The sequence below is a fragment of the Priestia koreensis genome, from assembly GCF_001274935.1.
GTDB classification, from domain to species: Bacteria; Bacillota; Bacilli; order Bacillales; family Bacillaceae_H; genus Bacillus_AG; species Bacillus_AG koreensis.
Window position 1 is genome coordinate 15,031 of sequence record NZ_LILC01000031.1, and the last position, 13,514, is coordinate 28,544.

The following is a 13,514-nucleotide window of genomic DNA, read 5'->3' on the forward strand; positions in this document are numbered from 1 at the left end:
CATGCAAAATGTTCTACTTGTAGATGGCTATAATATCATTGGTGCTTGGCCAGAACTACGGGCGTTAAAAGATCGGGATCTATCTGCTGCTAGAGATGTTTTGTTAGAAAAGATGGCGGAGTACAGAGCCTACATGGATTACCGTGTGATTGTTGTATTTGATGCTCACCTTGTAGAAGGAATCGAAAAAAAAGATTTATCTTACAAGGTGGAGGTCATTTTCACTCGTGAAAATGAAACGGCTGATGAACGAATTGAGAAGCTTGCACAATCGCTTAATAATATTAAAACGCAAATTCATGTTGCGACATCTGATTTTACGGAGCAGTGGGCGATCTTCGGACAAGGTGCTCTTCGGAAATCTGCACGAGAATTGCGGAACGAAATGCTTGAGATAGAAAAAAATATTAATCGCGATGTAAAAGGAATTCAAGAGAGAAAACCCGTTAGCCGCATACAGTTATCAGATGAAGTAATTAAAATTTTCGAAAAATGGCGCCGCGGTGAATCATGAAGTAGTTGACGCTTTCAAAAAACCTACTGTATAATATTTCTATCTACTGTACGGTCGGGGGGATTGGCGTGACCTACAACTATGGGAGAAAACCAAATGCTCGTTTTGACAATCATGAAGACGAAGAAATTTTAGAGCTTGTTCATCAAGGAAATAGTGAAGCATTAGAGTATCTGATTCACAAATACAAAAATTTTGTACGCGCCAAAGCAAGATCTTATTTTCTAATTGGTGCAGATCGCGAAGATATTGTCCAAGAAGGAATGATAGGATTATACAAGGCAATCAGGGATTTTAAAGAAGATAAGCTAGCTTCGTTTAAAGCATTTGCTGAGTTGTGCATTACTAGGCAAATTATTACTGCGATTAAAACGGCCACTAGGCAAAAGCACATTCCTTTGAACTCTTACGTTTCATTGGACAAGCCTATCTATGACGAGGAATCTGATCGTACATTAATGGATGTAATTTCTGGCGCGAAAGTGATGGACCCAGAAGAGCTTATTATCAATCAGGAAGAGTTTGATGATATTGAGCTCAAAATGGCGGAGTTACTTAGTGACTTAGAACGAAAGGTTTTGGCCCTATATTTAGACGGTCGATCCTATCAAGAAATTTCAGAAGATTTAAATCGACATGTTAAGTCGATTGACAATGCTCTTCAACGTGTTAAGCGGAAGCTAGAGCGCTATTTGGAACTACGAGAGATTACGTTGTGACAAAACAGGAAACAAACTTGTATTGACACCAAAAGAATGATTGTGATACGTTTTTATGGATAATTCAAGAAATATAGGTGGTTTCGTATAATGCGAAAAAAGGTTATTCTCGCATGTGTTGATTGTGGAAGCCGTAACTATTCAACTATGAAGAGTACGGAAAATCTGCACGAGAGATTAGAAATAAAAAAGTTTTGTAAAACTTGTAATTCACACACGTTGCATCGTGAAACAAAATAAAGTTTGGATCTGCATAGACTGAGCACCCCTGTGTAATTGGAGGTTACCTACAATGAATCGTTTCATCAATTTCTTGCGTGATGTAGGACGCGAGATGAAAAAGGTTAGTTGGCCCAAGCGTAAGGAATTAACTCGTTATACGGTTACTGTTATTGGTACTGTCGCATTTATGGCTATCTTTTTTGCACTAGTAGATTTAGGAATTTCAAGGTTAATTCGCTTAGTACTTGAATAAGATCATTTCAAGCGTGTTATAATAGCAATTGAATGATTCATTTCGTAAAAGCCCGGTAACGGGTTTTTTAATTTGTTCAAAAAGAAACGAGCGATAATATATTGCGGGGAGGGAAGGACACATAGTCCTCATATATGGAGAAAAATTGGTATGTTGTTCATACGTATTCTGGATACGAAAATAAAGTGAAGACGAACTTGGAAAAGCGCGTTGAGACAATGGGCATGCAAGATAAGATCTTCCGTGTAGTAGTTCCAGAAGAAGAAGAAAAAGAGATTAAAAATAACAAAACAAAAATCACGAAAAAGAAAGTATTCCCTGGTTACGTGCTAGTTGAAATTATCATGACAGATGATTCTTGGTACGTTGTGCGTAATACACCAGGTGTAACAGGATTCGTTGGTTCTGCTGGATCTGGGTCTAAGCCTACACCGCTTTTACCTGGTGAAGTAGACGTTATTCTGAAGCGCATGGGCATGGAAGGCGAAGACGTAGAATTTGACTTTGAAATTAAAGAAGTGGTAACTGTTAAAGAGGGACCATTTGCTAACTTTGAAGGTTCCATTGAAGAAATCGATAAAAATCGCAAAAAAGTTCGCGTGCTTGTAAACATGTTTGGACGCGAAACCCCAGTGGAATTAGATTTTACACAAGTTGAGAAAATATAATCCCAAAAAACTTGCATTTCTTCAAAATTAATGATAATATTTCATAAGTCAGTATGTCTCGAAAAGAGACTAAAAATGTAATTTCTTTATACTACTATGATAAAGAATCAATAGAGTGGGAGGGTTCAACCCCATTACCACATCACGGACTTAAGGAGGTGTGTCTCGTGGCTAAAAAAGTAATTAAATTAGTTAAATTACAAATTCCTGCGGGCAAAGCTAACCCGGCACCACCAGTTGGACCAGCACTTGGTCAAGCAGGTGTAAACATTATGGGATTCTGTAAGGAGTTCAATGCTCGTACAGCTGATCAAGCTGGTTTAATCATTCCTGTTGAAATTACGGTTTTTGAAGACCGTTCATTTACATTCATCACTAAAACTCCACCTGCTGCAGTTTTACTTAAAAAAGCAGCTGGTATTGAGTCAGGATCTGGTGAACCAAACCGTAACAAAGTTGCAACAGTTAAGCGTGAGAAAGTACGCGAGATTGCTGAAACTAAAATGCCTGACTTAAACGCTGCAAGCGTTGAAGCTGCTATGCGTATGGTAGAAGGTACAGCACGCAGCATGGGAATCGTAGTCGAAGACTAATTCTTATGAAACAGGCTTTGTAATGTAAGGTTGCGAGTATGGTTTACGCCGATTCGCAACCTTTATTATGTGGGAGGTTATTCCGCTAAAACCACTAAGGAGGAAACAAACATGGCTAAAAAAGGTAAAAAATATATCGAAGCTGCTAAATTAGTAGATCGTACAAATGCTTACTCAGTTGCTGAAGCAATCGAGCTAGTGAAAAAAACTAATACTGCAAAATTTGATGCGACTGTAGAAGTTGCTTTCCGTTTAGGCGTTGACCCTAAGAAAGCTGACCAACAAATTCGTGGCGCAGTAGTATTACCACACGGTACTGGTAAAGTTCAACGTGTGTTAGTATTCGCAAAAGGTGAAAAAGCGAAAGAAGCAGAATCTGCTGGAGCTGATTATGTAGGCGACCAAGACTACATCAACAAAATCTCTCAAGGTTGGTTTGACTTTGACGTGATCGTTGCTACACCTGACATGATGGGTGAAGTTGGTAAATTAGGACGCGTATTAGGACCTAAAGGCTTAATGCCAAACCCTAAAACTGGAACAGTTACTTTTGACGTGACTAAAGCAGTTAACGAAATCAAAGCTGGTAAAGTTGAATACCGCGTTGATAAAGCTGGAAACATCCATGTGCCAGTTGGTAAAATTTCTTTCGAAGATGCGAAGCTTGTTGACAACTTCACTACTGTTTTCGAAACACTTCAAAAAGCTAAACCATCAGCGGCTAAAGGTACTTACATGAAAAATGTAGCTGTAACATCTACAATGGGCCCTGGTGTTAAAGTAGATCCTTCTTCATTCGCTAAATAAGTTATTGACTTTTAATTAGCAAATGATTATAATAGATTTTGTTGTGAAAAAACCATAAAATACCGTAGACAGTAGGTGCCTTAGGGCTTAATTTCCTGCCGAGGTGTATGAGATATAAAAGTGAATTGTTTCAATTCCTTTTCATACCCCTATGTCTACGCAGGCATAGGGGTTTTTATTGCACCTTATGTACTATGGGTTTAGTAAATAAAATCTACAGGAGGTGTAAAGATGAGTAAAGTTCTTGAACAAAAGAAACAAGTCGTAGAACAAATCACTGAACAATTTCGTGGAAGCAAATCAACAATCATTGTTGATTACCGTGGACTAAACGTTGCTGAAGTAACTGAACTTCGTAAGCAATTACGTGAAGCTGGTGTTGAATTTAAAGTGTACAAAAACACTTTAACTCGCCGTGCAGTTGAAGCTGCTGAGCTAACTGGTCTTAACGATGCATTAACTGGACCAAACGCTATCGCGTTTAGTGCAGACGATGTAATTGCTCCAGCGAAAGTAATCAGCGAATTTTCTAAGAAGCACGAAGCTCTAGAAATTAAAGCTGGTGTTGTTGAAGGAAACATCGCAACTGTTGAAGAAATCAAAGCTATTGCAGATCTACCATCTCGCGAAGGCTTACTTTCTATGTTGCTTAGCGTTCTTCAAGCTCCAATCCGCAACCTTGCTCTTGCTACAAAAGCTGTTGCAGATCAAAAAGAAGAACAAGGCGCTTAATTTAACGTGTTTTACCATATAAAAAAACTTAACCATTAACAAGGAGGAAATTTCTAATGACTAAAGAACAAATCATTGAAGCAGTTAAAAATATGACTGTTTTAGAACTTAATGACTTAGTAAAAGCAATCGAAGAAGAGTTTGGCGTAACTGCAGCTGCTCCTGTAGCAGTTATGGGTGGCGCTGCTGGTGGCGACGCTGCTGCAGAAAAAACTGAGTTCGACGTAGAATTAGCTTCTGCTGGCGGACAAAAAATTAAAGTTATCAAAGTAGTACGTGAACTTACTGGTCTTGGCTTAAAAGAAGCTAAAGAAGTAGTTGACAACGCTCCAAAAACTCTTAAAGAAGGCGTTTCTAAAGAAGAAGCTGAAGAAATCAAAGCTAAACTTGAAGAAGTTGGCGCTTCTGTAGAAGTTAAGTAATCTACTTTTCCTTATATAAAAAGCCCGCTTAATATTAAGCGGGCTTTTTTGCTTCTAAGAAAAAGATGGTTTATTATTATAAGAGTACAGCTAGCATAAGGAGGTTTCTTGGTTGTCAGATCATTATTACTCTAATAACCCTTCATCTGTAAGTGATCGCCAAAGTTGGTCATTTCCATTAAAGGGCCAAACGTTCCGCTTTACAACAGATCATGGAGTTTTCTCAAAAAAGGAAGTTGATTTTGGATCTAGAACGTTAATTGAAACATTCGAACTTCCTGAAGTAGAGGGTCCTATTCTAGATGTAGGGTGTGGTTATGGACCTATTGGATTGTCGATGGCAAAAGAATTTACTGATCGTACCGTTCATATGGTGGATGTGAATGAGCGAGCATTGGAACTTTCAAAATTAAATGCACAAGAGAACGGTGTTCAAAATGTGCAGATTTATCAAAGTCCATGCTATGAAAATGTGCAAGAGAAGAGCTTTTCCGCTATTTTGTCTAATCCGCCTATCCGAGCAGGTAAAAAAGTAGTTCATGAGATTTTGGAAAAAGCATTTGATCATTTGATCGCAAATGGAGAGCTTTGGGTAGTTATTCAAAAGAAACAAGGTGCTCCTTCTGCTCTAGAAAAATTAGAAGCAGTATTTGGTGAGGTAGAGGTAGTGTTGAAGAAAAAAGGCTACTATATTATACGTGCAAAAAAAGTTGACGTATAAACTTGGCTATGTTAACATTATAAAATGCCAATATGTAATGGTTTCGTATGGACTTCCGTACATAAGTATGTATATTTTTAGTATGTATGGGAATCCTAATAAAATCAATAGTACGTTTTTCAAAGATTGTGGTTTTCTAATTCAGAAACCATTTTTCTTTTGTTTATATTATAATAAACTTTTCTAGTTTATTATAGAGTAGTTTTAAATTTTTTTAAACAATAACGCTTGATTTGAGGGGTGAATCAGTTGACAGGTCAACTAGTTCAGTATGGACGCCACCGCCAACGAAGAAGTTATGCTCGCATTAGCGAAGTATTAGAGTTACCAAATCTAATCGAAATCCAAACCTCTTCATATCAATGGTTTCTTGATGAAGGTTTGCGTGAAATGTTCCAAGATATTTCGCCGATTGATGACTTTACGGGTAACTTGTCGCTAGAGTTTATTGATTATAGTCTTGGAGAGCCGAAGTACTCAGTAGAGGAGTCAAAAGAGCGTGACGTAACTTACGCTGCACCTTTACGTGTAAAAGTGCGCTTAATCAATAAGGAAACTGGTGAAGTGAAGGACCAAGATGTATTTATGGGGGACTTCCCTCTAATGACTGAGACAGGTACTTTTGTTATCAATGGTGCTGAACGTGTAATCGTATCTCAGTTAGTTCGCTCACCGAGCGTGTATTATAGTGGCAAACTAGATAAAAACGGTAAGACAGGTTATACAGCAACGGTTATTCCAAACCGTGGTGCTTGGTTAGAGTATGAAACTGATGCAAAAGATGTCGTACATGTACGTATCGACCGTACACGTAAACTACCAATCACGGTACTATTACGTGCGCTAGGTTTCGGAAGCGATCAAGAAATCATTGACCTAATTGGTGATAATGAGTATATCCGTAACACATTAGAAAAAGACAATACAGAAACAACTGAGAAAGCATTGTTAGAAATCTATGAGCGATTACGCCCAGGTGAACCACCAACGGTTGATAATGCGAAATCTCTATTGGTTTCTCGTTTCTTTGATCCGAAACGCTATGATTTAGCGAGTGTAGGACGTTATAAAATTAACAAAAAGCTTCATATTAAACATCGCCTTTTCAATCAGCGTTTAGCTGAAACGTTGGTAGATCCTGAAACAGGTGAAATTATTGCGGAAAAAGATACGATGATTGATCGTCGTACTTTAGATCGCATTCTGCCAATGCTTGAATCTGGAGTGAACTTCCAGTCTCACAATCCGGTTGGTGGAGTAGTAGAAGAAGACATCGTTCTTCAATCTATTAAAATTTATGCGCCAAACGATGCTGATGGTGAAAAAGTAATTAATGTACTTGGTAATGCATACGTAGAAGAACCTATTAAAAACATTACTCCAGCTGACATTATTTCTTCTATCAGTTATTTCTTCAACTTGTTACATCAAGTAGGGGACACTGATGATATTGACCATTTAGGTAACCGTCGTTTGCGTTCTGTGGGAGAATTGTTACAGAACCAATTCCGTATCGGTTTATCTCGTATGGAGCGTGTAGTTCGTGAAAGAATGTCTATTCAAGATACTAACACAATTACACCTCAACAATTAATTAATATCCGTCCTGTAATTGCAGCAATTAAAGAGTTCTTTGGTAGCTCTCAGTTGTCTCAGTTCATGGACCAAACAAATCCATTAGCTGAATTGACTCATAAGCGACGTCTTTCTGCCTTAGGACCTGGTGGTTTAACTCGTGAACGTGCTGGCTTCGAAGTACGTGACGTTCACTACTCTCACTATGGTCGTATGTGTCCGATTGAGACGCCAGAGGGTCCAAATATCGGGCTAATCAACTCATTATCCAGTTATGCTAAAGTTAATAAATTTGGTTTTATTGAGACTCCATATCGTCGTGTTGACCCAGATACAGGGAAAATCACTGATCGAATTGACTACTTAACTGCTGATGAAGAGGATAACTATGTTGTCGCTCAGGCGAACGCACGTCTATCTGACGATGGTTCATTCCTTGACGATGGTATCGTTGCTCGTTTCCGTGGTGAGAATACGGTAGTTAAGCGTGAACGCGTTGACTACATGGACGTATCACCTAAGCAAGTAGTATCTGCTGCAACAGCATGTATTCCTTTCTTAGAAAATGATGACTCCAACCGTGCCCTAATGGGAGCGAACATGCAACGTCAAGCAGTTCCTTTATTAAACCCAGAAGCTCCTATCGTGGGTACAGGTATGGAATACGTATCTGGTAAAGACTCTGGTGCTGCAGTAATCTGTAAACACCCAGGTGTCGTTGAACGCGTGGAAGCTAGCCAAATTTGGGTTCGCCGTTATACAGAAGTAGACGGTCAACAAGTAAAAGGTGACTTAGATAAATATCGTATGCTTAAGTTCATCCGTTCTAACCAAGGTACTTGTTACAACCAACGCCCAATCGTAAGTGTTGGAGACGAAGTTGTAAAAGGTGAGATCCTTGCAGACGGTCCTTCTATGGAAAAAGGTGAACTTGCTCTAGGACGTAACGTTCTTGTTGGGTTCATGACATGGGACGGTTACAACTATGAGGATGCGATCATCATGAGCGAACGCTTAGTAAAAGATGATGTGTACACATCTGTTCATATTGAAGAATACGAATCAGAATCTCGTGACACAAAACTTGGACCTGAAGAAATCACTCGTGATATCCCTAACGTAGGGGAAGATGCATTACGTAACCTTGACGAGCGTGGAATTATTCGCATCGGGGCTGAAGTAAAAGATGGAGATTTATTAGTAGGGAAAGTAACGCCTAAAGGTGTGACAGAACTTACGGCTGAAGAACGTCTTTTACATGCAATCTTTGGTGAAAAAGCTCGTGAAGTACGTGATACTTCTCTTCGTGTACCACATGGTGGTGGAGGAATTATCCTTGATGTTAAAGTCTTCAATCGTGAAGATGGAGATGAATTACCACCAGGTGTTAACCAATTAGTACGTGTTTACATCGTTCAGAAACGTAAGATCTCTGAAGGTGACAAAATGGCCGGTCGTCATGGTAACAAAGGGGTTATCTCACGTATCTTACCTGAGGAAGACATGCCTTATTTACCAGATGGCACACCAATCGATATCATGTTGAACCCATTAGGGGTACCATCTCGTATGAATATCGGTCAGGTATTAGAGTTGCACTTAGGAATGGCTGCTCGTCAGCTAGGTATCCACGTTGCTTCTCCAGTATTTGACGGTGCTCGTGAGGAAGATGTATGGTCTACAATTGAAGAAGCTGGTATGGCACGTGACGCGAAAACAGTTTTATATGATGGTCGTTCTGGTGAACCGTTCGATAATCGTGTATCTGTTGGGGTTATGTACATGATTAAGCTTGCTCACATGGTAGATGACAAACTTCATGCTCGTTCAACTGGTCCTTACTCATTAGTAACGCAACAGCCATTGGGTGGTAAAGCTCAATTCGGTGGTCAGCGTTTCGGTGAGATGGAGGTTTGGGCACTTGAAGCTTATGGTGCAGCTTACACGTTACAAGAGATTCTTACAGTTAAATCAGATGACGTTGTTGGTCGTGTGAAAACGTACGAATCAATCGTAAAAGGTGAAAATGTTCCAGAACCAGGTGTTCCAGAATCATTCAAAGTATTAATCAAAGAACTTCAAAGCTTAGGTATGGATGTTAAAATCCTTGCTGGCGATGAAAAAGAAATAGATATTATGGATCAAGAAGAAGATCCAGAACAACCAGTAGACTCTATTATGATGGAGTCAGATGCTGAACCAGTAGAAGCATTAAAAGATCCTGTAACTAAAGAATAGGCATTAAGGGAAAAACCTGTAGATGAAAAGGGAGGTAGGCCCCTTGCTAGATGTTAATAACTTCGAGTATATGAAAATTGGTCTTGCTTCACCTGATAAGATCCGTTCTTGGTCTTACGGAGAAGTTAAGAAACCAGAAACTATCAACTATCGTACGTTAAAACCTGAAAAAGATGGTTTGTTCTGTGAGCGTATTTTCGGTCCAACTAAGGACTGGGAATGCCATTGCGGAAAATATAAGCGTGTTCGTTATAAAGGCGTAGTTTGTGACCGTTGTGGCGTTGAAGTTACACGCGCAAAAGTTCGTCGTGAACGTATGGGTCACATCGAACTAGCTGCACCTGTATCACACATCTGGTATTTCAAAGGTATCCCTAGCCGCATGGGACTTGTCTTAGACATGTCCCCTCGCGCGCTAGAAGAGATCATTTACTTCGCATCTTACGTAGTAACGGATACTGGCGATACACCACTTGAGAAAAAACAATTGCTTTCTGAAAAAGAATACCGTGCTTATTTAGAAAAATACGGTCAAACTTTCCATGCTGCAATGGGAGCAGAAGCAGTTAAAAAACTTTTACAAGACATCGATCTTGAAAAAGAAGTAGATCTTCTTAAAGAAGAACTAAAAACAGCACAAGGCCAACGCCGTACACGTGCTATCAAACGTTTAGAAGTACTAGAAGCATTCCGTAACTCTGGAAATGATCCAGCATGGATGATTCTTGATGTACTTCCGGTTATTCCACCAGAATTACGCCCAATGGTACAGTTAGACGGTGGTCGTTTTGCGACTTCTGATTTAAATGACTTGTATCGTCGTGTAATCAACCGTAACAACCGTTTAAAACGTCTACTTGATCTTGGAGCACCTAGCATTATCGTTCAAAACGAGAAGCGTATGCTACAAGAAGCAGTAGATGCTTTAATTGATAATGGTCGTCGTGGTCGTCCTGTTACAGGTCCTGGTAACCGTCCGTTAAAATCACTTTCTCATATGCTAAAAGGTAAGCAAGGACGTTTCCGTCAAAACTTACTAGGTAAACGTGTTGACTACTCTGGACGTTCTGTTATCGTTGTAGGACCGAACTTAAAGATGTATCAATGTGGTTTACCGAAAGAAATGGCACTCGAGCTATTCAAGCCTTTCGTAATGAAAGAACTTGTTTCTCGCGGATTAGCACACAACATTAAGAGTGCGAAACGTAAAATTGAACGCGTTCAACCAGAAGTTTGGGATGTACTTGAGTCTGTTATTAAGGAGCACCCGGTTTTACTTAACCGTGCACCTACGCTTCACAGACTTGGTATTCAGGCATTCGAACCTACTCTAGTAGAAGGTCGTGCAATTCGTCTTCATCCACTTGTATGTACAGCATACAACGCCGATTTTGACGGTGACCAAATGGCTGTTCACGTACCACTTTCAGCAGAAGCACAAGCAGAAGCACGCATTTTAATGCTAGCTGCTCAAAATATCTTGAACCCTAAAGATGGTAAACCGGTTGTAACGCCGTCTCAGGATATGGTATTAGGTAACTATTACTTAACTCTTGAACGCGAGGGCAGTAACGGTGAAGGGATGATCTTCAAAGATACAAACGAAGCAATTTTGGCTTACCAAAACGGCTACGTTCACCTTCACACTCGTGTAGCAGTAGATGCTGGTTCTTTAAATAACGAAACGTTTACAGAAGAACAAAACAAGCAACTATTACTTACGACGGTTGGTAAACTGATCTTTAATGAAATTTTACCAAAATCATTCCCTTATATTAACGAACCTACACGTCTAAACCTTGAGGTGAAAACACCTGAGAAGTATTTCGTGGAAAAAGGTACAGATGTAAGAGAAGCGATTGAAAAGCAACCAATCATTGATCCATTCAAGAAGAAAATTCTTGGAAACATCATTTCGGAAGTATTTAAACGTTTCAAAATCACTGAAACATCTAAAATGCTTGACCGTATGAAGGATCTAGGATTTAAACATTCAACAAAAGCTGGTATCACTGTTGGTGTAGCTGACATCGTGGTATTAGGCGAAAAAGAAGAAATCCTTAACGAAGCTCAGGCTAAAGTGGACAATGTCCTAAAACAATTTAGACGTGGTCTGATCACAGAAGAAGAACGTTACGAGCGTGTAATTTCCATCTGGAGTGCTGCGAAAGATACAATTCAAGGCAAACTGATGGCAAGCTTAGACAAACGTAACCCAATCTTCATGATGAGTGACTCTGGTGCCCGTGGTAACGCATCAAACTTTACACAGCTTGCTGGTATGCGTGGTTTGATGGCCAATCCATCTGGTCGTATCATTGAGTTACCGATCAAATCAAGTTTCCGTGAAGGTTTAACAGTATTAGAATACTTTATCTCTACGCATGGTGCGCGTAAAGGTCTTGCCGATACAGCTCTTAAAACAGCCGATTCAGGTTACCTTACTCGCCGTCTAGTAGACGTAGCTCAAGATGTTATCATCCGTGAAGATGATTGTGGAACAGACCGCGGTTTACTGATCCGTTCTTTAAAAGAAGGAACAGAAGAAATCGAAAAACTAGACGAACGTTTAGTTGGTCGTTACGCAAGAAAAGCAATTAAGCATCCTGAGACTGGTGAAGTACTTGTAGCAGAAAACCAAATGATCACAGAGGATCTTTCTGAAGAAGTTGTGGATGCAGGTGTCGAAGAGGTTTGGATCCGTTCTGCCTTTACATGTAATACACGTCATGGTGTATGTAAAAAATGTTATGGCCGCAATTTAGCTACAGGATCTCAAGTAGAAGTTGGGGAAGCAGTAGGTATTATTGCCGCTCAATCTATCGGGGAACCTGGTACACAGTTAACAATGCGTACATTCCATACAGGTGGGGTAGCCGGAGACGATATCACTCAAGGTTTACCACGTATCCAAGAGCTATTTGAAGCACGTAATCCAAAAGGTCAAGCGGTTATTACTGAGGTCGCTGGTACAGTAACGAACATTACTGAAGGCCGTGATCGTCAACACGAAATTACAGTTCAAGGTGAAATTGAAACAAAAACGTATAACGCTCCTTACAGTGCTCGTCTAAAAGTAACTGAAGGTGAGTACGTTACACGTGGTCAGGTATTAACTGAAGGTTCAATTGATCCTAAAGAATTGCTTAAAGTTCGTGATATGACAGCTGTTCAAGAATACCTCTTACACGAAGTACAAAAAGTATATCGTATGCAAGGGGTAGAAATTGGTGATAAACATATCGAAGTTATGGTACGCCAAATGCTTCGTAAAGTCCGCGTAACAGATGCTGGTGATACTGAAGTATTACCTGGATCATTACTAGACGTTCATCAATTTACAGATGCCAACCAACAAGTATTACTAGAAGGAAAACAACCAGCTACTGGTCGTCCAGTTCTTCTTGGTATTACAAAAGCATCTCTTGAAACAGACTCCTTCTTATCTGCAGCATCATTCCAAGAAACAACTCGTGTTCTTACAGATGCAGCAATTAAAGGAAAACGCGATGAATTACTTGGACTTAAAGAAAATGTTATCATTGGTAAGCTAGTTCCAGCTGGTACGGGTATGACTCGTTACCGCTTAACAGAGCCTGTGACATCATCTACTGAAGAGCCAGTAACAATCGATTAACACATAAATCATTCAACTAGAATGGATGTTTTAAAAAAACTACCGAGTGTAGTTGACATCCATTCTAGGGAATGATATTATATCAAAGGTGCTCCTATAAACTACCTGTTGCTTTGGAGGATATGAAAATGTCTTATGAAAAAGTAAAGCAGGCTAAGGATATTATTGTAGGGACAAAACAGACAGTGAAAGCTCTTAAACGAGGAGCTGTAAAAGAGGTTATTGTAGCGAAGGATGCAGATCCTGGTATTGCTTCTGAAGTGATCCAAACTGCTAATGAGATGCAAGTCCCCTTATTTTACGTCGATTCTATGAAAAGGCTTGGAAAAGCTTGCGAAATAGATGTGGGAGCAGCAACTGTAGCGATAGCTAACTGAGTTGTTTTTGAACAGTATTGTTTCAAAAACATTGTT

General features: G+C 39.6%; 13 protein-coding genes and 1 other annotated feature. All 13 genes read left to right on the top strand.

The features are described from left to right. Position 1: 1 nt before the first annotated feature. The 13 genes from AMD01_RS20165 (at position 2) to AMD01_RS20220 (ending at position 13,478) form a co-directional block, all read left to right on the top strand. Positions 2–514 carry an NYN domain-containing protein gene (locus AMD01_RS20165; protein ID WP_053403263.1) on the top strand — a complete coding sequence of 171 codons (513 nt, stop codon included), beginning with the start codon at positions 2–4 and terminating at the stop codon, positions 512–514. 5 nt (positions 515–519) lie between these two features. Next, complete coding sequence (sigH, locus tag AMD01_RS20170; protein ID WP_211263419.1) at positions 520–1,233, top strand: RNA polymerase sporulation sigma factor SigH; 714 nt, start codon at positions 520–522, stop codon at positions 1,231–1,233. A gap of 90 nt (positions 1,234–1,323) precedes the next feature. Beyond that, positions 1,324–1,473, top strand: coding sequence for a 50S ribosomal protein L33 (gene rpmG, locus AMD01_RS23745; protein ID WP_083446647.1), 150 nt, complete (start codon positions 1,324–1,326; stop codon positions 1,471–1,473). A 52-nt stretch (positions 1,474–1,525) separates the two neighbouring features. Then, entirely contained in the window at positions 1,526–1,708 is a 183-nt protein-coding gene (secE, locus tag AMD01_RS20175) for a preprotein translocase subunit SecE (protein WP_053403265.1), read from the top strand. A gap of 134 nt (positions 1,709–1,842) precedes the next feature. Beyond that, complete coding sequence (gene nusG, locus AMD01_RS20180) at positions 1,843–2,376, top strand: transcription termination/antitermination protein NusG (protein WP_053403266.1); 534 nt, start codon at positions 1,843–1,845, stop codon at positions 2,374–2,376. A 167-nt stretch (positions 2,377–2,543) separates the two neighbouring features. Further along, a complete protein-coding gene (rplK, locus tag AMD01_RS20185) occupies positions 2,544–2,969 on the top strand; it encodes a 50S ribosomal protein L11 (RefSeq protein ID WP_053403267.1) in 426 nt (141 codons plus the stop codon). A 111-nt stretch (positions 2,970–3,080) separates the two neighbouring features. Further along, positions 3,081–3,776 carry a 50S ribosomal protein L1 gene (gene rplA, locus AMD01_RS20190; RefSeq protein WP_053403268.1) on the top strand — a complete coding sequence of 232 codons (696 nt, stop codon included), beginning with the start codon at positions 3,081–3,083 and terminating at the stop codon, positions 3,774–3,776. Positions 3,777–3,820: 44 nt separating this feature from the next. Continuing rightward, positions 3,821–3,963, top strand: a sequence feature (ribosomal protein L10 leader region). A gap of 44 nt (positions 3,964–4,007) precedes the next feature. Beyond that, a complete protein-coding gene (gene rplJ / locus AMD01_RS20195) occupies positions 4,008–4,508 on the top strand; it encodes a 50S ribosomal protein L10 (RefSeq protein WP_053403269.1) in 501 nt (166 codons plus the stop codon). A 56-nt stretch (positions 4,509–4,564) separates the two neighbouring features. Next, the gene (rplL, locus tag AMD01_RS20200; RefSeq protein WP_053403270.1) at positions 4,565–4,930 is read left to right on the top strand and encodes a 50S ribosomal protein L7/L12; all 366 of its coding nucleotides are present in this window, start codon (positions 4,565–4,567) and stop codon (positions 4,928–4,930) included. Between the two features lie 112 nt (positions 4,931–5,042). Then, positions 5,043–5,651: a class I SAM-dependent methyltransferase gene (locus AMD01_RS20205; protein WP_053403271.1), complete on the top strand. Its 609-nt coding sequence runs from the start codon at positions 5,043–5,045 to the stop codon at positions 5,649–5,651. 249 nt (positions 5,652–5,900) lie between these two features. Beyond that, positions 5,901–9,464 carry a DNA-directed RNA polymerase subunit beta gene (gene rpoB / locus AMD01_RS20210; protein WP_053403272.1) on the top strand — a complete coding sequence of 1,188 codons (3,564 nt, stop codon included), beginning with the start codon at positions 5,901–5,903 and terminating at the stop codon, positions 9,462–9,464. A 43-nt stretch (positions 9,465–9,507) separates the two neighbouring features. Further along, positions 9,508–13,101, top strand: coding sequence for a DNA-directed RNA polymerase subunit beta' (gene rpoC, locus AMD01_RS20215; RefSeq protein WP_053403273.1), 3,594 nt, complete (start codon positions 9,508–9,510; stop codon positions 13,099–13,101). A 128-nt stretch (positions 13,102–13,229) separates the two neighbouring features. After that, on the top strand, positions 13,230–13,478 hold the full coding sequence (locus AMD01_RS20220) for a 50S ribosomal protein L7ae-like protein (RefSeq protein WP_053403274.1): 249 nt from the start codon (positions 13,230–13,232) through the stop codon (positions 13,476–13,478). Positions 13,479–13,514: the final 36 nt, after the last annotated feature.